This window comes from Chryseobacterium sp. 2P (assembly GCF_059579425.1).
On sequence record NZ_CM184194.1, the window covers coordinates 4653962 to 4679497 of the forward strand.

Here is a 25536-nt window from a genome sequence, read left to right on the forward strand (position 1 = left end):
CCGTATATTTTTAAGATCAAAAGTAAGCAATTTTAACAAGATTCTTCTATGCAGAACATCCAAGATTTAAAGGAAAAGATTTTTTTTGAATCCAAGAATATCATTGGTATTCTGGATAAAATAAGCAACGTAGACGAACTTTCGTCAAAGCAGGATCTTGTGGAAGAGCTTGCCAACAGGATTTCGTTTCTCCGGCTGCTGGAAAAAAATATCGAGTATTTCGGAAGTGAAAATTCTTCGCTGATTTCAGAAAATAAAGAAAAATTTTCTTCACCTGCTCCTTTGCAGGAATCCCATGATTTCAGCAGTGAAGTAACAGAGGAGGAAGCTATTTTCAATAATGAGCTTAATGAAATTGACGGAAGCGAATCCGGAAATTATTCAAGTGAAGTGACTGAAGAAGAGGCAATTTTTAACAATCAATTAAATGAGATTGTAGAAGGTGAACTTCACGAAACTTTAATTAATTTTGCAGAAGAAAATTCGCAGGATGAAATTCAGAATGATCTGAAAGAGAATGAAGATGTTTTCAATGCTCAGTTAAACGAACTTGATGAATATGAAACTTCTGAAAACAGCGGAGCGGATCTGAATTTTGTGGATGAAGAAAGAATTCTGGCAAATTCTGAACCCGAAAATGATGAAGAAATCTCGGAAGAAATTTTTAATGACAGCAAAACGGAAGAAGAAGTTATCTTTAATCATCAGTTAAATGAAATTGATGAATTTGAAAACGAAATTTCGGACAATCGTGGAGATATTCTGAATGATTTTGATGAAGAAGAAAAAATTCAAAACAATTATCAGTATAAAAATGAAGAAGAATCTGAAAAAATCCCGAGTATTTTCGATGGGGAAGTTTTAGATGAAAATGAAGAAATTTTAGTGGAAGAAAATGATAATCAGTATTCTTCTCACACAATGATGGAACAGGGCGAATTGGCGACCGATACTTCAAATGCTGAAAACATCGTTAACGAAATTAAAAATGAAGCTTCTGTAGAAGAAAAACAGGAATCTTCAGTTTTAGCGGAAATTAATGACAGAAGAAAAATTGTTGAGATCAACAAACCTGTTTCTGAAGAGAAAGAACATTTAAAATCTGATGAAAGCTTTGAAAATCTCGAAGCCTATCATCATGATAAAAAGATAAAACTGGCCAATATCAAAGGTCTGAAAGCGGTACAGTCGCTTTTTGATGATGATCATCTTGAAAGAGATATGCCGGAAAAAGCAATTCCTGTTGAGAAAAAAGAAGAGACAGGAAGTATTTTAAAGACCAATATTCCAACCGATTTTATGGAAGCGGAAAAGAAAAAGCCTGAGTTTAAGCTTGATTTGAATGACAGGATTGCTTTCACAAAAACACTGTTCGGAGGAAGCCAGACAGAACTGAATGAAGTGGTGAATAACCTGAACAGTTTCAGAACACTGGAAGAAGCTAAAGAATATCTGAGCGATCTTTATTATGCCAAAAAATGGAATAAAGTGGACGAGTACGCGCAGAGACTTTGGATATTGGTGGAAAATAAATTTTTATAAACTAAATTTTGAGCGGAATCCTATATTTTGTTCCTACACCGATCGGGAACCTCGAAGATATGACCTACAGAGCGGTAAATGTACTGAAAGAGGTTGATTATATTTTATGTGAAGACACGAGAACTTCCGGAATTCTTTTAAAGCATTTCGAGATTTCCAAGCCTCTAAAATCTTATCATTTACACAACGAACATCAGACAACGGAAAAAGTAATTACAGACCTTAAAAGCGGTCAGAATATTGCCATTATTACCGATGCAGGAACTCCCGGAATCTCAGATCCGGGTTATTTGCTGGCAAAAGCAGGTTCCGATCATCATATTGAAATGATCTGTTTACCGGGAGCAACCGCTTTTGTTCCGGCTTTGGTGGTTTCGGGATTACCGAATAACGAATTTCTTTTTGTAGGATTTCTTCCTCAGAAAAAAGGCAGACAAACGAAGCTTAAACAGCTTGCAGAAGAGAAAAAAACAATCGTTTTATACGAAAGTCCGCATAAAATTAATACCACACTGGAGCAGATTAAAGAATTTTTCGGCGAAGAAACCAAGGTTAGCTTAAGCCGTGAGATTTCCAAAAAGTTCGAAGAAACCAAACGAGGAACAATTCTTGAACTCATTGAGTTTTCCAAAAGCAAAACGTTAAAAGGTGAGATTGTTCTCATCGTAAATAATTCAATTTAATTGAAAAATTTAATTTTCGTACTGCTTTCGTCGGTCTGTTTCGGGCAGACGGATCAGTATAAACAGATACTTTTAACAAAAAAAACAGGCAAAGAAGTCCGTTTCTATTCCAAAGGATACGGAATGATTTCTGATGCCAAAACCGGAAAATCTGGAATTGTAGATTCTCTGGGCAATATCACTTTTGAGTATCCTGCAAAAAGTGAAATTTCACATTTATGGAAAAACAGGTTTATTCTGAGGGTAAAAGCGGGAAATTCCAATGGAAAAACGGCGATTATTGATGCGAACGGAAAGGAAGTTATTCCGATGGATCTTTTCAAATTCAGAACCTGGGAAAATAAAGACAGGCTGATTTATTCAAAGAAAGGAAAGGAATGTGTTTACGATTTTAACGGAAAAGAAATTATTCCGTTCTCAGAAAAAATAGTTTTTGGAAGTGAGAACAGATTCTTTGTTAAAAATAACGGAGTCTGGCTGATTTATGATTTTGACGGAAAACAAATTTCAGACCGTCCTTTTACCGATGATCTTCGTTTCTACAAAAGCAGAACTTATCTTTCGAAAGGTGAAAAATCCGGAGAGGTTATTGATAATAATGGTAAAACCTTAAGTACGATTTCGGATCATAACGTGGACAATATCAATGCGTTTCCTTATTTGGTAACTTTGGATGTTTCTAAAAATAAATATGGTATTATTGATGAAAAAGAAAGCACCATTGCCGATGAAATATACGATCAGGCTTTTGTGGGCAGAGAATATATTTACCTTACCAAAGAAGATAAAGTAAGCATTTTTTCTAAGAGAGAAGGGAAGGTGTATGATCTTGATTATCATTATGTAAACCCTCTTTTTAATGGGTTGTTTAAAACCTCTCAGGATCAGAAAAATCCTAAAACTGCCGTTGTGCGTCTAAACGGAGAAGTTGTTTTTCCGAAGGAATATGACAGGGTAGAAGGATTGAGCATTGCAGGAGAAAAATATCTCTATCTGAGAAAAGACGATGAAGAGAAAATTCTGGATAAAAATTTAAAAAATATCCTGAATGACGATTACCAGATCGAAAAAATATTCCCCAATACATTGATTGTCAATAAAAACGAAACCTATTATACATTTTCACCAAAAACAGGAAATTATAAAGAATTAAAAGGATTTAAGGAAGTAAAACCTTTTGAACTTTATCCCACATTAGTCGGGAAAAACATAGACAATTTCTACGGGATGATGGATGAAAGCGGAAATGAAATTGTTCCTTTCGTCTATGATGACATCACCACTTTTTTAGGTGTTAATGAATTTGTGGTGAAAAAAGATAATAAATTCGGTGTTACCAACGACAAAAATGAACCTTTAACGGAAATTGTCTATGATAAGTTTTTTCCGGATAAAAAAGGCATCAGACTTACCAAAGGAAAAGAAACAGAATTCATTTATTTTACAGAACAAAAAGACAGAAGTTTTATCGATTAACTTATTTAAAGTGGCTTTATGACAAAAAACAGTCATAAATTTTCGCTAAAAAAGTGATTTAAAATGCATTGAATAACATTTTGTAATATCTTTGCGCACTGTTTTATTTCTGTAAAATTAAATGCTGTATATTAGCCAACTTTCAAAAGGCTAATACGTTATAAAGAAAAATAATTGTCATATATGAAACTATTAGAAGGAAAAGTAGCGCTAATTACGGGAGCTACACGAGGAATCGGAAAAGGAATTGCCGAAATGTACGCCGAACAGGGTGCAAAAGTAGCATTTACTTACGCCGGATCTGTAGAAAAAGCGAAGGAATTGGAAGCAGCTTTAAGTTCTGTAACTCAAATTAAAGGATATCAGTCTGATGCATCAGATTTTGATGCCGCTCAAACTTTAGTGGACGAAGTAATGGCTGAGTTTGGAAAAATTGATATTTTGGTAAATAACGCAGGAATTACGAAAGACAATCTGCTTTTGAGAATGTCGAAAGATGACTGGGATAAAGTAATTAAAGTAAATTTAGATTCTGTATTTAACCTTACCAAAGCGGTAATTAAGCCCATGATGAAGGCAAAAGCAGGATCAATCATCAACATGACTTCTGTAGTAGGGATCAGCGGAAATGCAGGACAGGCAAACTATGCAGCTTCCAAAGCAGGAGTTATCGGTTTCACTAAATCTGTAGCATTAGAATTAGGTTCCAGAAACATCCGTTGCAACGCAATTGCTCCGGGATTCATACAAACTGAAATGACGGATGCTTTAGATGACAAAGCAAAAGAAAAATGGAACGAAGCTATCCCGATGAAAAAACTGGGACAGACCAGAGATATTGCAAATGCATGCGTATTTTTAGGAAGTGAAATGTCTTCTTACGTTACAGGACAGACGTTAAACGTTGATGGAGGTCTTTTGACATAAAATATATGAAAACGGTACAGAATATTACCTTATTCTTGTCGGTTTTACTACTAATCGGTCTGGTTTACTTTTCTTTTTTTAATGTATATCAGACCGATGATTATATCTATTCCTATGGAACAAAAAAATTAGGATTTCTGGGGAATGTCTGCGATTTTTATATGCATTGGGGAGGAAGATATTTTGGCTATACCATTAATATGCTGAATCCTGTTTCTAAAGATCCGTTCAATATACTCCCGAAAATTTATCCCATATTTTTACTCAATTCATTTCTTGCAGTCGTCATTTTAAATTTCAGACTATATTTTAATTATATCTTTACAGAAGCACTAAAAAAGAGCCTGTTATTTTTCTTTATTTATACGGTTGGATTAATCAGTTTACCGGAACATTATTTTTGGATTACAGGATCTAATGTCTACTTTTTACCAGTTATTTTATCGGGTCTTTTACTCTTTTTTTACGGAAAGTTTCAGCAGTCACAAAAAAAACTGTTCTTCTTTTTAAGTGCTGTTGTCATTTTTATTCTGATGGGTGCAAATGAAATCATTGCGCTGCTTTTGTTAGGAGCATTGAGTTTTATATGCTTTGAAAAACCATCAAAAGAAAATAAAATTCTTTTAGCCATCGGAATTATCGGATTTCTTATCAGCTTTTTAGCTCCCGGAAACTTCAACAGAATGGTAAAATCTGATGATGCTTTTTATTGGATGTGGACGAAAAGAACCGCTTTTTTCACTTTTAATTTTGGCTATATTTTTATAAAAACAGTATTTCTTATTCCTTTATTTACTGCTTTGTTTTTTGAAGAACTTACTGCCTTAAAAAGTAAAGTGAAATTTACCAAAGCTTTCGTAATTTGTATGATTTCATTGCTTCCTTTAATGCTTTTAGGCTATCTGATCAATATTGTGGGAAGACAAAACGATAATATTGTCATCTTCTTTTTAGCTACCCTTTCTTTTCTTTTACTATACAAAAAGGAGAATTTAAAAAGACTTTGGTGGATCAGTTTGTTTGTCATCTTTCTGCCGGAAACAGATTTTTTCAGTCAGAGTTATTCAGGGTTTAATATAGATTACAACATGAATAATTTCGTTAAAGAAATTTTTGTAACCGATTTAAAAGAATATGATAAGGAAATAAGAGACAGAATTACAGTCATTCAGAATTCTAAAGAAGATTCTTTAAAAATTGATAAAATAAAAGAAGTTCCCAAAATCCTGTACTTTGATGAATTATCTTCCGCAAAAGAAGAGAAAAAGTACGTTAATGATCAGTTGGAAAAATTTTTCAGCAAGAAAAGCATTGTTGTAAAATAAGCGCTATTTTTCCTGAAAAACTTTATCATAAATAAGCTTTACCTGCAAATCTCCGAATCCGAAAATTCCCAGCTCCTCACGGAACTTTTCAAACACCTCACTAAAATCTGTTATACCGTTCAGGATTAAATTTTGAATAAAAACTTCAGGATTAATGTTTTGATAAGTTGCGATCAATTCAGGTAAAAAATGAAAGCAATCAGATTGAATTTCAGAAAGTTGCTTTAATTTATTTTGATGATTACTTTGATAAGCTTCCCATAAATTCAGCCCCAATTCAAGATCCTTTTGTTTAAATAAAACTCTTGAGGTTAATGTTTCTTCCAAATCAAAACGGTCAGAATCCGAAAACCCTTTCCATTGGCTTTCTTTCGATGATTTTGGAAAAATCCTGTAGATGTTGATATTTTTATCCTTCGGAATCAGCGTTAAGCAAAACCACATATTAACCTGACAAAAAAGATCATCTTCAAACCAAAGATGTACCTCAGAATCTTCCGGAATCTGCATTATTTTATTGAATTCTGAAACCACTTTACGGTAATAATTTTCTTTTGTATCACCATAATTTTCAGCAATAAATTCTGATCTTACTTTCCAGAAAACATCCAGATTTTCAGCCTGTAAAGAACCTGTAACTAAAGCTTCTCTACAAATAATCATCTCGCCGGAAATTGTTGTTTCCTTCAATTGTTCAGCGAGACAATCACCGTTTGTAATGTTAAATATTTTGTTCAATTGTTACTCTTTAAATATCTGATTTTCCTGCTCCTGTACTCTGATGAACGTAGTTCTTTTCGACAGCTCTTTCAGTTTTGAAGCCCCCACATAAGTACAGGTAGAACGAACGCCGCCTAAAATATCTTTTACCGTTTCCAGAACCGGACCTTTGTAAGCTACTTTTACGGTTTTTCCCTCCGAAGCACGGTATTCTGCAACACCTCCCGAATGTTTATCCATGGCTGTTTTTGAGCTCATTCCGTAAAAAAGTCTGTATTTTTTACCGTTTTCTTCCACCATTTCGCCACCGCTTTCATCGTGTCCTGCAAACATTCCGCCCAGCATCACAAAATCTGCACCGCCGCCAAAAGCTTTCGCCACATCTCCCGGAACTTTACAGCCGCCATCCGCGATAATATGACCTCCTAAACCATGTGCTGCATCAGAACATTCTATAATTGCCGAAAGTTGAGGATATCCCACTCCGGTTTTCACTCTCGTTGTACAAACCGAACCGGGACCAATCCCGACTTTAATGATATCTGCGCCGACTAAAATAAGCTCTTCCACCATTTCTCCGGTTACAACATTTCCCGCAATGATAATTTTATCCGGGAAATTTGCCCTTGCCTTCTTCACAAATTCCACAAAATGCTCAGAATAACCATTGGCTACATCAATGCAGAGAAACTCGATTTTAGGATGCAGATCGAGAATGGTTTTTATCTTTTCTTCGTCTGCTTTTCCGGTTCCCGTGCTTAATGCGATATACTGATAAATGTTTTCCGGCTGAGAATTCAAAAATTCTGACCATTCTTCCACAGAATAATGCTTATGAACCGCTGTGATGATTTTTTCTTTTGCCAGTTCAACCGCCATTTCAAATGTTCCCACTGTATCCATATTGGCAGCAATCACAGGAACGCCTTTCCATTTTTTTCGGGTATGTTTAAAGGTAAATTCTCTTTCCAGATCAACTTCAGAACGGGATTTCAGGGTAGAACGTTTCGGACGGAACATTACATCCTTAAAACCCAGTTTAATATCATATTCTATTCTCATAATTCGGATAATTATTTTAATTAAATTTATGAAAAAGATTGATTCTAATCTTTATTTAAAAGGATTTTATAAATTATTTAATACAATTTGAACCTTTATTTAAAAGCTAATTAAATCATAAATACGATCAGAAAAATCGACATATGAAGCTGAAGCGTTAAGAAAATTACAATTTATTTCGTTAAAAAATTCCCACTGTTTGAAGCGCGAGGCAAATTTTTAATCAAAAGACCCCAATTGAATTCGCGCAAGTTTTGGGAATTTTAGGAATGAATTTTAATTTTTAGCATTCAGATTCAAAGTCTTGAACTTTTCGTTCTTTTGTTTCAAGACAAAAGAACCACATATAAAATTTAAAGAAATTCGAATAAGTTTTAATTAAAAACAATACTTTTGAAACCATGGAATTTCCTGTGACCTTTCACCTATTTGGTAAAACGATTCTCGCTCATCCGCTGTTTGAAGCGGCAGGAATTTTTATCGGAATGCGGTTTTATTTTTATCTAAAACGAAAATCGAAAGAGAAAATGTCTTTCAATACATCTGCTGCGGTATTAATTGGTGCAACAGCGGGAGCATTAATCGGATCAAAATTAATTGGAAATCTCGAAAACCCCATCAGACTTTTAGAGCATTTTGATCTGAAAACCATATGGACAAATAATACAATTGTTGGCGGATTGGCTTTTGGCTTAATTGGTGTTGAATGGGCAAAAAAAATTGTCGGGCATAAAGAAAGTACCGGAGATTTGATCGTCTATCCACTGATCTTAGCAATGATTATTGGCAGAATCGGCTGCTTTCTTACCGGAATTTATGAAGAAACATACGGAATTCCTACTGATTTTATTTTCGGAATGCATCTGGGAGACCAATTTCTCAGACATCCTGTGGCATTATATGAAATAGCGTTTCTCATTCTTTTATGGATCGTTTTAAAAATCATCCAGAATACAAAAAAATATCCTTCAGGTTTCGTTTTTCAATTGTGTATGGTCAGTTATTTTAGCTTCCGTCTGTTGCTGGACTTCATCAAGCCGAGAGTAGAAATTTTAGGAAATTTAGGAACCATACAGCTTGTTTGTATAGCTGTAATTTTCTATTATTTCTTAAAATTGAGAAAAACAAAATTTGTAACTTCACATTAAATATCAAATCATGAAATTACTCACATTTCTTGAAGTCGGAGATCTTGGTGGTCTTGTTGTAATGATTATCGGGATTATTGCCTTTGTATTATTGATGATATCGCTTGTTGTTGCCGTAATTACAAAAGTTATTTACGAATGGAATAATGAAAGAAAATTTTCAACGGGTCAGTTTTGGATGACTGTTCTGATTTCCATGCTTGTTGGCGGATTGATCAGCGGTTTTGTTTGTGGTGGAATGTAAAAACAGTTAAGAATGGATTTGTTGATTTCAATAATAACAGCACTTTTTATATTCGGAGGAATTATTTTTGGAATTTCATTTATAGTAGCAAAAATTACCGAAGCTATTTTTCATTGGAAGAATGAAAATTTTTCAAAGAAGCAATTTTGGCAGACGGTCACCATTTCCATGCTTATCTGTTTGATAATTAGTGGAATTATTTGCGGAGGAGCTTTATAAATCAGAAATTATTATGCCAGTAAGAAATTATACGTATTACGATTATACCATAAGTCTTTGTCCCGAATGTCTGAAAAGAGTGGGAGCAAAGATTATTATTGAAGATGAAGCAGTTTTTATGACGAAAAGATGTCCGGATCACGGATTTTTCAAAACTAAAATTGCTTCAGATATTCAGTATTATAAAAATATCAGAAATTACAATAAGGCTTCTGAAATGCCCCATCATTTTGGAACCGATGTAGAATATGGCTGTCCTTATGATTGTGGTTTATGTGTTGATCATGAGCAACATAGCTGTCTTTCTATTGTGGAAGTAACAGATCGGTGTAATCTTACCTGTCCTACCTGCTATGCGATGTCTTCGCCACATTACGGAAGCCACAGAAGTCTGGAAGAGATCGAAGCGATGTTTGATGTGATCGTTAAAAATGAAGGCGAACCGGATGTCGTTCAGATCAGTGGAGGAGAACCGACAATCCATCCGGAATTTTTTAAAATCATGGATATTGCGAAGTCGAAACCCATTAAACATTTAATGCTGAATACGAACGGGGTAAGAATTGCCAATGATCCCGGTTTTGCCGAAAAATTAGCAACTTATGCTCCGGAATTTGAAATTTATCTTCAGTTTGATTCCTTTAAACCGGAAGTTCTGGAAGATTTCAGAGGAAAAGATTTAACAGACGTACGAATGAAAGCTTTAGAGAAATTGAATGCTTTAAATCTTTCGACGACACTCGTTATTGTTCTTCAGAAAGATAAAAATATTGACGAAATCGGAAAAATCATTGATTTTGCCCTGAAACAGAAATGTGTCCGCGGAATTACTTTTCAGCCAGTAGAAATTGCAGGAAGAAACCGCGAAGATTCTGCTCATGAAAAAATTACTTTAACCGAAGTAAGACAGGAGATTCTCAATCAGTTTCCTTTGCTGAATTCGGATGATATCATTCCTGTTCCGTGTAATCCCGATGCTTTGGCGATGGGATATATTCTGAAACTGGAAGGCGAAACGATTCCTTTAACACGATACATCAATCCTGCTGATTTACTGAACAATGAAACCCGGAATACCATTGTTTACGAACAGGATACCGGATTGCAGATGCAGCTTCTGGATATTTTCAGCACCGGAATTTCTGTAGATAAAGTAAAACCTAAAGTTAATCAGTTATTGTGCTGTCTTCCTGACGTTTCCGCACCCAATCTGGATTATGATAACCTGTTCAGAATCATCATCATGAACTTTATGGATGCGCATGATTTTGATGTCCGTGCTGTGAAAAAATCCTGTGTTCACATTGTAAATAAAGACCTGAAAATGATTCCTTTCGAAACCATGAATTTATTTTACCGTGATGATAAAAGCAAATATCTGGAGGAATTGAGGAAAGAGGATAGAGTTTTGTTTTAAATTCTTTTGACAAATTTCAAAGCTATTTTAATGATTTTGTTTTTTAATAATGACATAGGGAAATGGAGCGTTAAGAAAATTACTTCTGTGAACGTTAAAAAAAATCTACTGTTTGAGCGCGAGAGGACTGTTTGAGCCGAAGAACAAATCTTGAATTCGCGCGAGTTTTAGAATTTTTAGAGAACAGAATTAATTTTTAGTGAAAGTTCCCAAGTCTTGAATTTTTCGTTCTTTTGTTTCAAGACAAAAGGACAATAATAAGGCGTAAAACAAATTTACGCCTCAATATTTATATTTAATCAAACTTCATTACCTCATTCAGCGTATTCATATACTCATAAGCGGTAAGATCGAATTTCACCGGAACAATAGAAATATATCCGTTTGCTAAAGCGGTTTCATCAGCATCTTCAGATTCGTCCATATTGTTGAAATATCCGGTAAGCCAGTAATATTTTTTTCCGTGAGGATTTACTCTTTCATCAAAACTTTCTTCCCATTTTGCATTTGCCTGTTTGCAGACTTTTACCCCTTTTATTTCCTCTTTCGGAAGTTTCGGAATATTTACGTTTAATACAATTCCTTTCGGCATAGGATTTTCCAGAGTTCTTTTCACAATATTCTGAATGTATTCTTTTGCCTGCGTAAAATCTGCTTCCCAACTGAAATCCAGCAAAGAAAATCCGATGGCAGGAAGACTTTCCACACCCGCTTCAACAGCAGCAGACATCGTTCCCGAATAAATAACATTAATGGAAGAATTCGCTCCGTGGTTGATTCCTGAAACCACAATGTCCGGTCTTCGCGGAAGAATTTTATCAAGAGCCATCTTTACACAGTCAACAGGAGTTCCGCTGCAAGAAAAATCCTTTTGCGGACCTTCGAGATGTACTTCTTCGTAACTTAAAGTAGAATTTATGGTAATCGCATGACCTTTACCGCTTTGCGGAGAATTGGGTGCTACAACAACTACTTCTCCGATTTCGTTCATAAAACTGATAAGATTTCTGATTCCCGGTGCTGTAATTCCGTCGTCATTCGTAACCAGAATAAGTGGTCTTTCCATATAAATTTTTTAATTGTAACAAATATACTATAAAAGACTTTCTTCGGAAAAAACTTTGGGTTTAAATATTTTGGAGTGTGAAATAATGGTTTTTGAATTTTTGAGCTTTTAAACCATACTTTCAACAGTAAAAATTAAGATAAATCCTGATCTTAATAAAATTCCTTAAAAGTAACAGATATTTAGAAATAAGGTATTAAATTTGATAGTTTGTAACGGAGAATAAAAAATAACTACTTATTACAATACTTTTTTAAAATTAATAAAATACATTACAGATTTATGTGGAAAAATTTTAAGCTAAATAAATTTTTACTCCTAATTCCATTAACAAGTCTAATGTTTTGTTTCAACTCGCCAAAGAATGATGACGAAAAGATGCAGACGATAATGGTGAGCGTGAAAAATACACTTTCTTATTTGCATTACAGCCCAAAACCCATCAACGATGCCTATTCTAAAGATGTTTATAAGCATTATTTCGAGATGGTAGATCCGGGAAAAAGATATTTCATTCAATCGGATATGGATGAATTCGGGAAGCATGAAACGAAACTGGATGATTACATCAACCAGGGAGATCTTACTTTCTACAAACTTACCATCGACAGATTATACCAGAGAGTAGACGAAATCGATAAAATCACGCAGGATATTTTCAGCAAGCCGATTAATCTGGAAGAAGATGAAACGCTTATTTTAGAACCGAAAATGAAAAAAGTTCCGGCAAACAAGCAGGAGCAGTATAACGAGTGGAAAAAATTCATCAAATACAATATCCTTCAGGAAATAGAATCGATGAACAGCAAAGAAGAAGCTCAGAAAGAGAAAAAAGATTCTGTACAGAAATACAACCTGAAAGATACCATAAAATATCAGCCTCTTGCGCCGGATCAGAAGCTCAAAAAAGCAACCGATGAGGTGAAAGATCTTGTGAAAGAAACCTTTACGAGATTCAAAAAGAGAAAGAAAATGGACTGGTTTACCGTGTACATGAATGCTTATACGGAAGTTTTCGATCCGCACACCAACTATTATTCTCCAAAGGATAAAGAAGATTTTGATACCAATTTCACCGGAAAAGTAATCGGAATCGGAGCCATTATTCAGGAGAAAAAAGGAAATCTTTATCTGGGAGCTTTAACGATCGGTGCTCCGGCGTGGAAATCCAAACAGCTTTCTGAAGGGGATAAAATCTTAAAAGTAAAATCTAAACCGAAAGAAGATGCGGTAAATGTCGTAGGAATGCTTTCTGATGAAGCCGTAAGACTCATCAGAGGTGAAAAAGGAACTCCGGTCACTTTAACGGTTCAGAAAAAAGACGGAACGATAAAAGATGTAACCATGATTCGTGAAGAAGTTGCCATTGAAGATACTTTCGCGAGAAGTATTATCGTAAACTCTCCGAACGGTAAAAAATACGGTTTCATTAATTTACCAAGCTTCAACGCAGATTTTGAAAATCCTAACGGAAGAAATGCTTCAGATGATATTAAAAATGAGATCATTAAGCTTAAAGCTCAGGGAATTGAAGGGATTGTTCTGGATCTTAGAAACAATGGAGGAGGTTCTTTAACGGAAGTGGGAGACATCATGGGACTTTTCATGCAGGCAGGACCGTATGTACAGGTAAAAGACGGAAACGGGAAAATTCAGACGTTAAAAAATAAAAATGAAACTCCGATCTGGACAGGACCACTGGTAATTATGCAGAACGAACTTTCTGCTTCAGCTTCTGAGATCTTAGCAGGAGTAATGCAGGATTACGGAAGAGCAATGATTATCGGTTCTCCGCAGTCTTTCGGAAAAGGAACCGTTCAGACTTTTGTGGATCTGAACAGATTCTTAAATACAGAAGACGATTTCGGATCCTTAAAACTTACCATCCAGAAATTCTACAGAATTACAGGAGAATCTACCCAGAGAAAAGGAATTGTTTCAGACATTCAGATGAAAGATTTCTTTACTTATGCGGAGATCGGAGAAAGATATGACGATTATGCTCTGGCTTGGGATAAAATTCCTTCCACAAGTTTCCAGAAGCTTAATTATTTCAACATTCAGGCATTGGAAAAAGCAAGCAACGACAGAATGGCTAAAAATGCAAAATATCAGTTGTTGTTAGAATCAGCTCAGTGGAGAGAAAAACTGGATAAAGAGGAAACCATTACTTTAAATATCAATAAATTCAATGATGTAATGAAGCAGAGAAAAGCGCAGATCGAAAAATTCAAATCATTAACGAAATTTGAAAATGGTCTTCAGTTTACGATGTATCAGAACGAAATTGAAAGAGAGAAAAAAGACGAAGCCTTCAAGAAAAAATCTGAAATCTGGATCAAAAATTTGAAAAAAGACCTTTACCTTCAGGAAGCAATGAATATTATTGCAGACATGAGTGTAAAATCTTAATATTCAGACAAAATATAAAAATACCGCTACTTTTTGTTAGCGGTATTTTTTATTGATAGAAGCGAAAAATTATTTAATCTCCACACAACCCACTCTTCCTCCTGCATTACCGGTTGGCTGCGTATGAAAATCGTCGGCCGCGGCGTGAATAATCATTCCCTTTCCGATAATGTTTTTAGAATCATCAGAACATCCGAGACACCATTTGTTGGTTTTAAAAGTCAGCGTTGCCACACCATCCTGATTGGCAACAAGATTTCCGATATCTCCCATGTGGAAACGCTCTGCACCCCATTTTCCGTGATCGTTTTTAGATGGATTCCAGTGTCCTCCCGTAGAAGTTCCGTCCGCTGCGGAGCAGTCTCCTTTTTCATGGATGTGTACTGCGTGAATTCCCGGCGTAAGATTCGTAACGTCCAGTTTCATAACAACTTCGTCTCCTTTTTGGGTGAATTTTGCCGTTCCGCCTGTTTGAGTGTTGCTCTTAGACAGAACCTGATACGTCTTTGTTGTTCCGCATGAAACCGCAAAAAATGCACATCCTGCCAATAATGCTAATGTTGTACCTTTCATTTTTAAATGATTTAAAGTGATTGTCGGATAAAGTTAGACAACATTTTTCAAAGCACATTACAATTCCTTTCTTTTTTCATCAATAGCAATAAAAGACAAATCATTTTCATCCGATGTCGGTACCTTTGCAGGAAATGCTTTTAACTTGGAAGAATACAGAAAAAGAATGGTGAAAGCTATTCAGTACATTGATAACAATCTCGATACCGAGCTTTCCTTAGAAAAAGTTGCGGAAGTTGCAGCGTATTCTCACTTTCATTTTCACAGGGTTTTCCGACTGATAACCCATGAAACCCTTCAAAGCTATATCATCCGCAAAAGAATTGAAAAAAGCGCCTTTTATTTAGCCGTAAAAAAGAACATAAGCGTAAAAGATATTTATTTTGAACTGGGATTCTCCAGTCATTCGGCTTTCAATAAATCCTTTAAAAAGCATTACGGCAAATCTCCCTCAGAATTCAGAAAATCGGCTCCTGAAAAGTTTCATAAAATTCAATTAAAACAAAACAAGAACGGACAAACGGATGCAGTTTTCCAACAATACATTTGCAATATAGAAAACCTGTTAAAATGGACCGCAATGAATTTAAAAATTAAAGTTACCGAACTTCCGGAAATGAATCTCGCAGCAGTGATGAGCCTTGGAATTGCCAATGTTGAACCTTCTTACAACACCTTAATAGATTGGGCAACAGAGAAAAAGCTATTTCCCGGAGAAAATATAAAAATGATTTCCGTTTATCACGACAGTTTTAAAGTGACTCCGACCGATAAAGTAAGAATTCACGCCTGTATGCTCCTGCAGGAAAAGCTACAACAGCAGGAAGACCAGATTTTCCCTGAAACCCTTGAAGCCGGAAAATTCATAGTCGGAAGCGGAGAAGTCACCTTAAATGACTTTGAACAATGCTGGGTTTCCCTTTTTCTTTGGATGAATGAAAACCATTATTCTGTAAGAAAAGCTTTTCCTTTCGAAATCTACCACACCAATTACAAAGAACATCCGGAAGGAAAAATGCTCGTCGATTTCTGCATTCCCATCAATTAAATTCAGTTTAGTTTAATAATACAATTAGTGGTAAAATTCCCCTCCTTTGGAGGGGTGGCGAAAATTCAAAGAATTTTTGACGGGGTGGTTAATATATTTTCCAAGTAAATTTTCAGCAACAAAAAATCAAAAATTACCACTCAGATTCCAAAAACGACCACTCAGCAAAAAAAATTTAAAAGCAGCGAAAATTCGTTATACTTTTGAGTCGAAATAAAACAGCTATGAAAACAAAATTATTATTTCTTATCACTTTTTTATCATTTGCAATAAGTTTCGCCCAAACCAGAATTTCGGGAAGAGTTACGTACAAAAATAGAGGAGTAGGAGAAGTAAATGTTACCCTGAAAAATACTTACGACGGAGCCACAACCGATTCCAACGGAAATTTCTCTTTTGAAACCTCAGAAAAAGGCAGCCGTATTTTAGTTTTTACCCATCCGAAATACATTGACGTTGAAAAACCGATTGTTATTGAAAATCAGGAAGTTTCTGTAAATGTGGAACTGAAAGAGCAAATTAATGAAATTGATGCAGTAGTGGTTTCAGCAGGTTCTATCGAAGCAAGTGACAAAAAAAGATCAACAACATTACTCACGCCGATTGATATTTACACAACAGCCGGAGCGGAAGGACAGATTACATCGGCATTAACGTATCTTCCCGGAGTTCAGAAAGTGGGCGAAACAGAAGGTCTTTTCATCCGTGGCGGAACAGGAACGGAATCCAAAATTTTTATGGATGGAAGCTTAATCAACAATTACTTTTCCAATTCAGTTCCGGGAATTGCAGGAAGAGACCGTTTTAATACCTCTCTTTTCAAAGGCAATGTATTCTCAAGCGGCGGATATTCTGCATTGTACGGTCAGGCTCTTTCGGGGGCACTGATGTTGGAAAGTGTAGATCTTCCGGATCAGAGTTCTTACGATTTTGGTGTTTCTCCCATTTTTTTAAACGCAGGATTCCAGAGATTGGGCAATAATAAAAACTATTCTTACGGAGCTAGTCTTGGCTATTCCAACTTAAAGCTGATGCAGGAAATCTTCAATTTCAACACCAATTTTTCCGAAGCTCCACAAAGCGTAAACAGCGATCTGAATTTTAGATTTAAAACAAAATCAGGCGGATTTTTCAAATATTATGGTAAATACGATTCCAACAGAATGGCAGTAGAAACACCGAGTCTGGAACCGGAAAATTATGACCAGTCTCTCGTAAAACTGAAAGGAAAAAATACCTATCATAATCTTTCTTTCAAGCAGAAATTCGGAAAATATTTACTGAATGCAGGAGCATCTTATTCTTATAATCAGTCAGACCTTGATTTTTCAACCCAAAAAGATGAAATCCAAACGGGAAGCACAAAACTTCTGAATGACGGAAATTATATCAATTTCAAAACCGTTTTAGAAAGAAAAATAAACAAAATCAGTGCGTTACGAGGTGGTTTTGAACTGAACAGTACCAGTGAAAAATTAAACTTTAACGATTTTGTAACCAAGAACTACAAAGACCTGATCTCTTCAGCTTTTGCAGAAACAGATTTAGGATTCAGTAATCAGTTGTCAGCAAAAATAGGAATGAGAGCAGAGCATTCTTCCTATCTTGGAAAAAGCAATATTGCGCCTAGACTGGCTTTAGCTTATCGTCTTGCCAAAGACTGGACAACCTCATTCGCTTACGGAATTTTTTATCAGAATCCTGAAAGCAGATACATCAACGGTCCGGCAAATTTAGACTTCCAGAAGTCGCAGCATTATATCTTTCAGGTGCAGAGAACAACGGAAGGAAGAAGTCTGAGATTTGAAGCTTTTTACAAAAAATATGATGATCTTCTGAAGGTAAAAAACCTACAGTATATTGACGGACAGAACCAGTTTGTACAGACAGCGGATAACAACAGCGGTTTTGGTTATGCAAAAGGACTGGAATTATTCTGGAGAGACAAAAAAACATTCGACAATATCGATTACTGGATCAGCTATTCATTCTTAGATTCAAAAAGAGATTTTATGAATTATCCGATGAGTTTAAAACCGAATTTTGCTTCCGAACACACTCTTTCTGCAGTAGCCAAAAGATTTGTTCCGGAATGGAAAACAGGCTTCAATATTTCCTACACCTACGCAAAAGGTCGCCCATATTACGACATCGCAACGCAGGATGTGAATGGTGAACAGAAATATTTCGTAAGACATGAAGGAAAATTGAAAGATTACAACGCCTTAAATTTCAGCTTGAATTATCTTCCGAATTTAGGAAAGAAAGATTCAAAAACATTTACGGTTCTGGTACTGAGTGTAACCAATATTTTAGGATCTAAAAATGTGTACGGCTACAATTTCTCAATGGACGGATCAAGAAGTTCTGCAGTAATTCCTCCGGTAAATACCTTTGTTTTTGTAGGAGCCTTCATCAGCTTCGGAGTCGACAAAACGCAGGATGCCATTAATAATAATCTGTAAAAGTTATTTCAATTCAATTAAAAATATATCTTTATTCAAAACAAAAATTAATTTAAAAAAATTAGAAAACATGAAAAAATACCTGTTAACCTTTGCTTTAAGTCTGATCAGTTTAACCGCTTTTGCTCAGACAGATTATGAAAAAGTAATGTCTGATAAAATTGCCAAAATTGAAAACTGTAAATCTCTTGACGAATTCCAGACTTTGGCGAATGACTTCGACAGAATCGGAAAAAAAGAAACCAAAGAGTGGCTTCCTGCTTATTACGCTGCATTTGCGTACATCCAGAAAGGAAGAATACTCATGAGAGACGGTAAAATGTCTGAGCTTTCTGCACAGGCAAATATTGCAGAAAAATATCTTGATCAGGCAGAAAGTATTGCCGGAAAAGACAATGCAGAAATTCACCTGTTGAGAAAAATGTCGTATTCTCTTAAAATGATGGAAAATCCTACGGAAAGATACATGACAGACGGAATGAAAGCCATGGAAGAATTGAGAAAAGCAGAAAGTCTGGATCCCGGAAACCCTAGAATTGCTTTAATAAAAGCCGAAGATACTTACTTCACTCCGGAACAGTTTGGCGGAAGCAAAACAAAAGGGATGGAACAGTTTAAAGATGCTTTAGCAAAATTTACGACATACAGTCCAAAATCTAAAATCGCTCCGAACTGGGGAAAAGCAGAAGCCGAATATTTTATAAACGGAGCTGCGAAATAATGTAAAGAGTCTGTTTAAACTATTTAATCACAAAACCACAAAAGATTTTGAAGCATTTTAAAAGTTAGTAAACCCAAGAATTAAAGAACACAACAGTTTTTAAAAATCTTTGATTTTTATTCTTTAACGCTTTAATTATTGTAGGAATTCATTTTAACATTGTCTTTTGTTTCTTAAAATTTAATAAACCTTCTTCGCGGAAGGTTTTTTTCTGCCCTTCAGTCACAAAAAATAACGGTTCGGCTAAAAATAATTTTTAATACTTTAATTAAAGCCTAATTTTGAACCAAGAAAGCTCACAATGAAATACAAAAGCATTATTATTTTACTCTGGATATCGCTGGCAACAACATTTTTTTTCTTTTTCGTTTTTAATGACGAAAAAACACTGGAAAATTTTGCCATTACCCTTTTGGTATCCACAATGTACTCATTCGTTCTGGGAATTGGAAACGGCATCATCAACGATTTTCTCAACAGGAAATTTCCATGGTCCGAAACCACAAGAACGAGAGCGATTATAAGCATAGTCTCTATTCTTATTGCCAATACGGTTTTGGTGTATTTCTGCAATTATATGAATTTTGTGGTGATCCAGAAGGCAACAACTACAGAAGAGTTCTTTTCCGGCAAATACAATGTTTCCAACTGGTTTACGATTAATATTGCCCTGCTCATTTCAGCTTTTCTTCATGCAAAAGGTTTTGTGGAAGAACTTAGAAAAACATCCAAAAAAGAAGTTGTCGAGCAGAAGTTAATTGCCAAATCTGCCAATGCCCAGTTTGAAAGCCTTAAAAACCAGTTAGATCCACATTTTTTATTCAATTCTCTGAATGTTTTAAGCTCGTTAATCGATGAAAATCCAAAACAGGCGCAGAAGTTTACTGCCTCAATGTCAAAGATTTACAGATATGTTTTAGAACAGAAAGACAAAGAACTTGTAACGGTGGAAGATGAGTTGGAATTTGCCAAAACCTATTGCGAATTGCTGAAAACACGATTTGAGGACAGCGTAGATTTTGTTTTCGAAGTTAAAAAAGAAGATTACAAAAGATTTGTTGTTCCGCTTTCTTTACAGCTGCTTCTGGAGAACTGCATCAAGCATAATTTTGCCACTTCTTCGAAACCTCTCATCATTAAAATATTCTCCGAAAATGATACCTTGTGTATTGAAAATAATTTACAGGTAAGAGAGCAGATCAAGGAAAGTTCAGGGATCGGTCTTGCCAATATTGTACAGCGCTATTCTTTACTCACGAAGAAAAATGTATTCATAGAAAAGTCTGAAGATTATTTTAAAGTAAAACTTCCGGTACTTTCTTCTAAGCCGGATGTTGTAAGCGAAATAAGCGAAACCAAAAATGAATCTTACGAACGCGCGCACAAACGGGTAAAAGAAATAAAAAGCTTCTATGGGAACCTTATCTCTTACTGCATCATCATTCCTTTTTTAATCATTTTAAATCTCATCACCAGTCCGGATCGTCTGTGGTTTTACTGGCCGATGTTAGGTTGGGGAATCGGACTTGCAGCACACGGAATGAGCGTTTTTGCCATTGGAAGAGGCTGGGAAGAAAGAAAGATCAGGGAAATTTTAGAAAAACAAAACAGAACATTTAAATAAGCATCATGGAAAATATAAGCAAAGACGATTTCAGATACAAAGAAGCCGAAAGACAGGTAAAAAGAATCAAAAGATTTTACTTCTCCGTTTTCATTTACATTGCCGTTAATATTTTCATTTTATATCTGAATTACACAGAATTAAAACCCAACGAATCAATTTTTCAATTGAAATTTTTCGCACTTCCTTTTTTCTGGGGCATCGGAGTTGCCATTTCGGCGCTGAGAACTTTTGTACCGGGATTTATGCTGGGTAACAACTGGGAAGAGAGAAAAATTAAAGAACTGATGGAAAAGGAAAAAAACGGCAGATAAATTGTTCATCACTTCCAAACACCTTTTGATATGAAAACTTTACAGATTCTCTTCGCTATTTCTATGGTAGCTTGGTTTTTAAGCGAATTTCTCTACAAGAATATCCTGAAATCCGGCGAAAAAAATAATAAAAAAGATAAATCGACTTTAAACTTATTATGGATTGCCATTCCGCTTTCAATCATAAGTGCCGTTGCGGTTTCTTATGTTACAAGATTTCCCATTTCTGATGAGGTCTGGATTTATTACTTGGGAGCTGTTTTCATTTGGATCGGAATTATTTTAAGATTCATTATCATTCGTTCTCTGGGAAAATATTTTACGGTGGATGTTACAATTAAACAAGATCATACAATCAAAAAAAAAGGATTTTACAGATATTTAAGACATCCGTCTTATGCATTTTCGTTACTCACTTCATTGGGTTTGGGACTGTATCTGAATAACTGGCTTTCTTTGGCTCTGGCTTTTTTAATTCCGTTCATTGCATTCAGCTACAGAATGAATGTCGAAGAAAAGGCTTTAATCGAACAGTTCGGAGAAGAATATCTGGATTACCGCAGAAAAACCAAAAAGCTGATTCCTTTTGTTTATTAAATAACTAATTCACTTATTTTTAATCAACAAATCAGCATTAAAAATCCTCGCACTGTCATTTCGATGAAGGAGAGATCTATTCAGTTTAATAATCATTTGATATAGAAATTGATTACAAATTTCATTTAAAAGCGAATCATACTTTCGCAGTTTTCCTAGCCAAACAACTAAAAACATAAAATCAAAAAATCCCGATTCTCCGTTGAGTCGGGATTTTTACAATTCAGGATGCATAATCTACGGTTCGGTCAGTTAAAATTGATTTGAGGCTGTTTTCTGTCCTACATTTGTCTCAACAAAAACAAACAATTAATCTTTAAAAATAAAAAATATGGAAACTTACACCAACAAAGAAGAATTAGCGTACGAAAAAGCATCAAGAAGAGTAAAAGAACTGAAAGGGTTTTACGGAAATCTTACTTCGTATTGTCTTGTGATTTCATTTTTAGCCGTACTGAATATTTTAACATCACCGCAATATCTTTGGTTCTTCTGGCCGATGTTAGGATGGGGATTAGGTCTTGCGGCGCACGCAGCAAGTACTTTCGGAATCGGAAGAGACTGGGAAGAAAGAAAGATCAAACAACTGATGGACGAAGAAAGAAAAAATACGAAATCTTTATAATCAGCATTCAATTTTAACTTTAAAAATAGATTATCATGAACTACAATCAGGCACAGGAAAGAGTAAACGATCTTAAAAAATTCTACAAAAGCCTTTTATGGTTTGGGATCGTAGCAGTAATTATTTTCGGAGACGACATTTTAGAAAAAGGAATATTTAATTTTTCATTATGGGACGGATCAATCATTCTTACCATCTGGGGAATTATTTTAACCGTAAAAGCCGTAAAACTATTCCTTCTGGATTCTGAATGGGAAAGAGAAGTGATGGAAAAAGAAATGAAAAAATCAAAAGAACCGCTGAAGTTTTAATATTGGCAATTTTTGATTACTTTTATTTCGAAATTATAAAACTAAAACAGGAACTCAATGATCAAGACTGTTATTATCGAAGATGAAAAACCCGCTTCAAGGAAACTGGAAAGAATGCTTAACGAATTTCCTGAAATAGAGATCGTTGCGAAAATAGAATCGGTAGAAGAAGGAGTACAGTGGTTTTCGGAAAATGAACATCCGCAGCTCATCTTTTCAGATATTGTTCTGGGAGACGGTCTGTCTTTCGATATTTTTGAAAAAGTTCCGACAAAGGGATTTATCATTTACACGACAGCTTTTGATCAGTACACTCTGAAAGCATTCAAACTGAACAGCATTGATTATCTTCTGAAGCCGATTTTAGATGAAGATCTTGCCGGAGCAATTGAGAAATTCAAATCATTTATTCCTTCGGATAATTCCGTCAGTTCACAGGAAATTAAAGAATTAATTAAAAAAGAGAAAAGTACGCTTTCCAGAATTCTGGTGAAGATAGGCTATAATCTAAAAATTGTACAGACACATGAAGTAAGCTGCTTTTTCAGCGAAAATAAAATTGTTTACTTGCAGACTCAGGAAAGAACATATCCTTCGGATTTCACACTGGACGAACTGGAAGAAGTGCTGGATGAAAAGAAATTTTTCCGTGTAAATCGGCAGTTTATTATTAGTTCAGATTTTATTAAAAACATCCACACTTCACCCAATTACAAAGTTGAACTTGAATTTCAGCCACAGGAAGAAATTACCGTAAGCCGCGACCGCGTAAAAGATTTTAAAGACTGGTTGGTAAGTTAAGAACTCAAAACAATAAACTTTAAACCCAAAACCCAAATCTATCAACCAAAATCAACTACCTGTAATCGATACGGTTAGACTCTGTATCTTCAAGCTGTTTGATAATCGATTTCGGGATCTCATCGCTGTCGATCGGGAAACTGATGGAGTCTGAAATAAAAGTTTTGCGGTCTGCTTTTTGGAAAATTTCGAAAAGAGCAATCGGTTCCTGATTAAAACTGATACACGTACTTATAAAATGCAACTCATGGAGCTTATACTCTGGATTTTTCAGCTTTTCCTTGATATCTTTTATTCTTGAAATAAAATGACGCTGGCGGATGAACGTATTGCTGTTCATGATGATAAAGACATAATCGGAATAGGCTGTTATTTTTCCAAAATATTTATGACGGTCGCCGCCGCTTCTTTCGACGAAATATTCTCCGGAAGTTTCAGATTTGTAGATTTCCGTTGCAGATCGCCAGATTCGGTCTTCTTTTGCCTGTAAAGGATTTTCCGGAAGATTTCTGTTGTAGGAATACCAACAGCCGACAAGACGGTCCAGCAATGCGGTGTTTGGCTTTACATTATTCATATCAATCCTCAGATCATTAAAATTGAATGATTCTGTATTGGAATTGATAAAATCGATATAACTGGAATATCCCAAAACTTTTACGATTGTGCTTAATTTAGCAAGATTAGGCTTACTTAATACTGCATTTTCATTCTGGTAATATTTCTTTAATTTATTGATAATCAAATGTTCATAAAGGTAATTTGAACCTAAAAGATCCGGGCTTTTTTTACTGTTGTTCTCTGAATTTTCCTGGATAATCAGATCATTAAGTTCTGCAACGATGTAAGACCATTCGGTTTTGGAGACATCTTCCCAATGATGTTTCTTAAGGAAATGCAACGCCAGAAAATTCATCAGTTTTTCTATGTGTAATAGATCTTCTTTTTTCATCTTTCAATTTATAAGACTAATATAAGATAATTTTAAAACCAAATGAGACTATTGCAAGACTTTTATATCTCAACATACAACGATATTTGAGTAGAAATTAAAAGTTAAAACAATGGAAACAAAAATCGTATTACAAAATGATCCTCTCTGGAACAGGCTTCAGGAATTCTCATTGGATGAATCTGCTTCCGATTTTCCTTTCTCAAAGAAACTGGCAAAAGAAGAAAACTGAACAGAAATATTTACCCGAAAAGCAATTGATGAATACAAAAAATTCGTCTACCTCTGCTGTAAACTTCCAAATGGTGCTTCGCCAAGCGAAATTATAGACAAAGTATGGCATATGCATCTCATTTACACGCAAAACTATTGGGAAGAATTCTGTCCGGAAATTTTGCAGCAGAAACTGCATCACCAACCTTCAAAAGGAGGAGAAAGCGAAAATGAAAAACACAAAAGCTGGTTCACGGAAACCTTAGAAAATTATGAGAAAATATTTGAGCAGGAACCACCGAAAGACATCTGGAATCCGGTTCAAATTCCTTCAAAAAAGAGAAAAATATTGCCTTTTGTTAAAATTTTTCTTCTTTTAAGCAGTGCTTTTGTAATTTATTCCTGTACGGAAAAAAGCAGTGATGGTTTTAATATCTTCTTGAGCTTAATTTTCTTCTTTATCATTATTGTGGTGATTATAAAGCATTCAGCAAAAGTAACGGGTCGAATAAAGACAATAAAGATAACGGAAGCGACGGAGGATTTTTTTACACCTGCGGAAGCGACAGTTCTCACGGTGACGGAGGTTCCGGTTGCGGCAGTTCCTGCGGAAGCAGTTGTGGCAGCGGATGCGGTGGCTGCGGAGGTGGAGGAGATTAACCAAAATACAAAATACATGAAAAAAATCCTTATCCATATAGTTCCGGTGCTTATAAGTCTGATCTGGCTTATTGCAATCAACCATACTTTAGATCCGATTTCTTTGAAAGGACACTATTTTCTCAAATTCTATTTCATTCTCGTCCTTGGATTTTATGCCTCTGTTTTTGCGCTGAAATTTTTTGAAGAAACCATTTCGAGAACAACTTTTTACTTCCTGATTTCTATATTTTTATTGGGAGTCGTAAAATTAGTTAAAGGAATTTTCTTAGGAAAACCGATAGGTTATTTAATGATGATTTTAATATTGGAAATTATTGTATCTGTGTTCGTTAATTTGTTTTATCTAAACCATAAAATGAAATAGAAATTGATGTTTTTTCAAACAAAA

The 25536-nt window shown here is 35.2% G+C and carries 25 protein-coding genes; 20 read left to right on the top strand and 5 right to left on the bottom strand.

What is annotated here, in order from left to right; all coding sequences use genetic code 11:
* The first annotated feature begins 48 nt into the window (after nucleotides 1–48).
* The 5 genes from AC52CF_RS21340 (at nucleotide 49) to AC52CF_RS21360 (ending at nucleotide 5953) form a co-directional block, all read left to right on the top strand.
* A complete protein-coding gene (locus tag AC52CF_RS21340) occupies nucleotides 49–1542 on the top strand; it encodes a DUF8457 domain-containing protein (RefSeq protein WP_214587787.1) in 1494 nt (497 codons plus the stop codon).
* Nucleotides 1543–1550: 8 nt separating this feature from the next.
* A complete protein-coding gene (gene rsmI / locus AC52CF_RS21345; RefSeq protein WP_214587786.1) occupies nucleotides 1551–2225 on the top strand; it encodes a 16S rRNA (cytidine(1402)-2'-O)-methyltransferase in 675 nt (224 codons plus the stop codon).
* A complete protein-coding gene (locus tag AC52CF_RS21350) occupies nucleotides 2226–3701 on the top strand; it encodes a WG repeat-containing protein (RefSeq protein WP_214587785.1) in 1476 nt (491 codons plus the stop codon). It abuts the gene before it with no gap.
* Nucleotides 3702–3884: 183 nt separating this feature from the next.
* Nucleotides 3885–4628, top strand: a complete 744-nt coding sequence (fabG, locus tag AC52CF_RS21355) for a 3-oxoacyl-[acyl-carrier-protein] reductase (protein ID WP_214587784.1) — start codon at nucleotides 3885–3887, stop codon at nucleotides 4626–4628.
* A gap of 5 nt (nucleotides 4629–4633) precedes the next feature.
* Entirely contained in the window at nucleotides 4634–5953 is a 1320-nt protein-coding gene (locus AC52CF_RS21360; RefSeq protein ID WP_214587783.1) for a DUF6056 family protein, read from the top strand.
* 3 nt (nucleotides 5954–5956) lie between these two features.
* Here AC52CF_RS21360 and AC52CF_RS21365 read toward each other — a convergent pair whose 3' ends face one another.
* Together AC52CF_RS21365 and AC52CF_RS21370 are read right to left on the bottom strand one after the other, a co-directional pair.
* Nucleotides 5957–6691, bottom strand: a complete 735-nt coding sequence (locus tag AC52CF_RS21365; protein WP_496517656.1) for a DUF1835 domain-containing protein — start codon at nucleotides 6689–6691, stop codon at nucleotides 5957–5959.
* A gap of 3 nt (nucleotides 6692–6694) precedes the next feature.
* On the bottom strand, nucleotides 6695–7735 hold the full coding sequence (locus tag AC52CF_RS21370) for a GMP reductase (protein WP_290263901.1): 1041 nt from the start codon (nucleotides 7733–7735) through the stop codon (nucleotides 6695–6697).
* 401 nt (nucleotides 7736–8136) lie between these two features.
* Here AC52CF_RS21370 and AC52CF_RS21375 point away from each other — a divergent pair, with 401 nt between their 5' ends.
* The 4 genes from AC52CF_RS21375 to AC52CF_RS21390 are packed head-to-tail and all read left to right on the top strand — an operon-like array spanning nucleotide 8137 to nucleotide 10763.
* On the top strand, nucleotides 8137–8883 hold the full coding sequence (locus tag AC52CF_RS21375) for a prolipoprotein diacylglyceryl transferase (protein WP_290263899.1): 747 nt from the start codon (nucleotides 8137–8139) through the stop codon (nucleotides 8881–8883).
* A 10-nt stretch (nucleotides 8884–8893) separates the two neighbouring features.
* The gene (locus AC52CF_RS21380) at nucleotides 8894–9127 is read left to right on the top strand and encodes a hypothetical protein (protein WP_271248779.1); all 234 of its coding nucleotides are present in this window, start codon (nucleotides 8894–8896) and stop codon (nucleotides 9125–9127) included.
* Between the two features lie 12 nt (nucleotides 9128–9139).
* Nucleotides 9140–9346 (top strand): hypothetical protein, encoded by a 207-nt coding sequence (locus tag AC52CF_RS21385; RefSeq protein WP_290263888.1) that lies wholly within the window; start codon nucleotides 9140–9142, stop codon nucleotides 9344–9346.
* Between the two features lie 13 nt (nucleotides 9347–9359).
* Complete coding sequence (locus AC52CF_RS21390; protein WP_290263885.1) at nucleotides 9360–10763, top strand: radical SAM protein; 1404 nt, start codon at nucleotides 9360–9362, stop codon at nucleotides 10761–10763.
* A 295-nt stretch (nucleotides 10764–11058) separates the two neighbouring features.
* Here AC52CF_RS21390 and surE read toward each other — a convergent pair whose 3' ends face one another.
* On the bottom strand, nucleotides 11059–11829 hold the full coding sequence (surE, locus tag AC52CF_RS21395; RefSeq protein ID WP_290263882.1) for a 5'/3'-nucleotidase SurE: 771 nt from the start codon (nucleotides 11827–11829) through the stop codon (nucleotides 11059–11061).
* 282 nt (nucleotides 11830–12111) lie between these two features.
* Between surE and AC52CF_RS21400 the strand changes: the two genes are divergently transcribed.
* The gene (locus tag AC52CF_RS21400; RefSeq protein ID WP_290263879.1) at nucleotides 12112–14241 is read left to right on the top strand and encodes a carboxy terminal-processing peptidase; all 2130 of its coding nucleotides are present in this window, start codon (nucleotides 12112–12114) and stop codon (nucleotides 14239–14241) included.
* 69 nt (nucleotides 14242–14310) lie between these two features.
* Here AC52CF_RS21400 and AC52CF_RS21405 read toward each other — a convergent pair whose 3' ends face one another.
* Nucleotides 14311–14814, bottom strand: a complete 504-nt coding sequence (locus AC52CF_RS21405; RefSeq protein ID WP_290263876.1) for a superoxide dismutase family protein — start codon at nucleotides 14812–14814, stop codon at nucleotides 14311–14313.
* Between the two features lie 145 nt (nucleotides 14815–14959).
* Here AC52CF_RS21405 and AC52CF_RS21410 point away from each other — a divergent pair, with 145 nt between their 5' ends.
* The 9 genes from AC52CF_RS21410 (at nucleotide 14960) to AC52CF_RS21450 (ending at nucleotide 23320) form a co-directional block, all read left to right on the top strand.
* Complete coding sequence (locus tag AC52CF_RS21410) at nucleotides 14960–15862, top strand: AraC family transcriptional regulator (protein ID WP_496517657.1); 903 nt, start codon at nucleotides 14960–14962, stop codon at nucleotides 15860–15862.
* A gap of 224 nt (nucleotides 15863–16086) precedes the next feature.
* The gene (locus AC52CF_RS21415; protein WP_496517658.1) at nucleotides 16087–18327 is read left to right on the top strand and encodes a TonB-dependent receptor; all 2241 of its coding nucleotides are present in this window, start codon (nucleotides 16087–16089) and stop codon (nucleotides 18325–18327) included.
* Between the two features lie 70 nt (nucleotides 18328–18397).
* Nucleotides 18398–19048, top strand: a complete 651-nt coding sequence (locus AC52CF_RS21420) for a hypothetical protein (RefSeq protein ID WP_496517659.1) — start codon at nucleotides 18398–18400, stop codon at nucleotides 19046–19048.
* 301 nt (nucleotides 19049–19349) lie between these two features.
* Nucleotides 19350–20672, top strand: a complete 1323-nt coding sequence (locus AC52CF_RS21425; protein WP_496517660.1) for a 2TM domain-containing protein — start codon at nucleotides 19350–19352, stop codon at nucleotides 20670–20672.
* A gap of 5 nt (nucleotides 20673–20677) precedes the next feature.
* Entirely contained in the window at nucleotides 20678–20986 is a 309-nt protein-coding gene (locus AC52CF_RS21430) for a 2TM domain-containing protein (protein WP_290263862.1), read from the top strand.
* Nucleotides 20987–21016: 30 nt separating this feature from the next.
* Nucleotides 21017–21583: a methyltransferase family protein gene (locus AC52CF_RS21435; RefSeq protein ID WP_496517661.1), complete on the top strand. Its 567-nt coding sequence runs from the start codon at nucleotides 21017–21019 to the stop codon at nucleotides 21581–21583.
* A 331-nt stretch (nucleotides 21584–21914) separates the two neighbouring features.
* A complete protein-coding gene (locus tag AC52CF_RS21440; RefSeq protein WP_235132174.1) occupies nucleotides 21915–22208 on the top strand; it encodes a 2TM domain-containing protein in 294 nt (97 codons plus the stop codon).
* 35 nt (nucleotides 22209–22243) lie between these two features.
* The gene (locus AC52CF_RS21445; RefSeq protein WP_235132173.1) at nucleotides 22244–22519 is read left to right on the top strand and encodes a 2TM domain-containing protein; all 276 of its coding nucleotides are present in this window, start codon (nucleotides 22244–22246) and stop codon (nucleotides 22517–22519) included.
* A gap of 57 nt (nucleotides 22520–22576) precedes the next feature.
* Complete coding sequence (locus tag AC52CF_RS21450; RefSeq protein WP_496517662.1) at nucleotides 22577–23320, top strand: LytR/AlgR family response regulator transcription factor; 744 nt, start codon at nucleotides 22577–22579, stop codon at nucleotides 23318–23320.
* Nucleotides 23321–23375: 55 nt separating this feature from the next.
* Here AC52CF_RS21450 and AC52CF_RS21455 read toward each other — a convergent pair whose 3' ends face one another.
* The gene (locus AC52CF_RS21455) at nucleotides 23376–24272 is read right to left on the bottom strand and encodes a hypothetical protein (RefSeq protein ID WP_496517663.1); all 897 of its coding nucleotides are present in this window, start codon (nucleotides 24270–24272) and stop codon (nucleotides 23376–23378) included.
* Between the two features lie 256 nt (nucleotides 24273–24528).
* On the opposite strand from AC52CF_RS21455, the gene AC52CF_RS21460 reads away from it, so the two are divergent.
* Complete coding sequence (locus tag AC52CF_RS21460) at nucleotides 24529–25512, top strand: glycine-rich domain-containing protein (protein WP_496518225.1); 984 nt, start codon at nucleotides 24529–24531, stop codon at nucleotides 25510–25512.
* The last annotated feature ends 24 nt before the right edge of the window (nucleotides 25513–25536 follow it).

Excerpts from the sequence above, each read along its gene's own strand:
- AC52CF_RS21340 (WP_214587787.1), top strand. The coding sequence starts at position 49 with ATGCAGAACATCCAAGATTTAAAGGAAAAGATTTTTTTTGAATCCAAG.
- fabG (WP_214587784.1), top strand. The coding sequence starts at position 3,885 with ATGAAACTATTAGAAGGAAAAGTAGCGCTAATTACGGGAGCTACACGA.
- AC52CF_RS21360 (WP_214587783.1), top strand. The coding sequence starts at position 4,634 with ATGAAAACGGTACAGAATATTACCTTATTCTTGTCGGTTTTACTACTA.
- AC52CF_RS21370 (WP_290263901.1), bottom strand. The coding sequence starts at position 7,735 with ATGAGAATAGAATATGATATTAAACTGGGTTTTAAGGATGTAATGTTC.
- AC52CF_RS21375 (WP_290263899.1), top strand. The coding sequence starts at position 8,137 with ATGGAATTTCCTGTGACCTTTCACCTATTTGGTAAAACGATTCTCGCT.
- AC52CF_RS21380 (WP_271248779.1), top strand. The coding sequence starts at position 8,894 with ATGAAATTACTCACATTTCTTGAAGTCGGAGATCTTGGTGGTCTTGTT.
- AC52CF_RS21385 (WP_290263888.1), top strand. The coding sequence starts at position 9,140 with ATGGATTTGTTGATTTCAATAATAACAGCACTTTTTATATTCGGAGGA.
- AC52CF_RS21390 (WP_290263885.1), top strand. The coding sequence starts at position 9,360 with ATGCCAGTAAGAAATTATACGTATTACGATTATACCATAAGTCTTTGT.
- surE (WP_290263882.1), bottom strand. The coding sequence starts at position 11,829 with ATGGAAAGACCACTTATTCTGGTTACGAATGACGACGGAATTACAGCA.
- AC52CF_RS21400 (WP_290263879.1), top strand. The coding sequence starts at position 12,112 with ATGTGGAAAAATTTTAAGCTAAATAAATTTTTACTCCTAATTCCATTA.
- AC52CF_RS21405 (WP_290263876.1), bottom strand. The coding sequence starts at position 14,814 with ATGAAAGGTACAACATTAGCATTATTGGCAGGATGTGCATTTTTTGCG.
- AC52CF_RS21415 (WP_496517658.1), top strand. The coding sequence starts at position 16,087 with ATGAAAACAAAATTATTATTTCTTATCACTTTTTTATCATTTGCAATA.
- AC52CF_RS21420 (WP_496517659.1), top strand. The coding sequence starts at position 18,398 with ATGAAAAAATACCTGTTAACCTTTGCTTTAAGTCTGATCAGTTTAACC.
- AC52CF_RS21425 (WP_496517660.1), top strand. The coding sequence starts at position 19,350 with ATGAAATACAAAAGCATTATTATTTTACTCTGGATATCGCTGGCAACA.
- AC52CF_RS21430 (WP_290263862.1), top strand. The coding sequence starts at position 20,678 with ATGGAAAATATAAGCAAAGACGATTTCAGATACAAAGAAGCCGAAAGA.
- AC52CF_RS21435 (WP_496517661.1), top strand. The coding sequence starts at position 21,017 with ATGAAAACTTTACAGATTCTCTTCGCTATTTCTATGGTAGCTTGGTTT.
- AC52CF_RS21440 (WP_235132174.1), top strand. The coding sequence starts at position 21,915 with ATGGAAACTTACACCAACAAAGAAGAATTAGCGTACGAAAAAGCATCA.
- AC52CF_RS21445 (WP_235132173.1), top strand. The coding sequence starts at position 22,244 with ATGAACTACAATCAGGCACAGGAAAGAGTAAACGATCTTAAAAAATTC.
- AC52CF_RS21450 (WP_496517662.1), top strand. The coding sequence starts at position 22,577 with ATGATCAAGACTGTTATTATCGAAGATGAAAAACCCGCTTCAAGGAAA.
- AC52CF_RS21455 (WP_496517663.1), bottom strand. The coding sequence starts at position 24,272 with ATGAAAAAAGAAGATCTATTACACATAGAAAAACTGATGAATTTTCTG.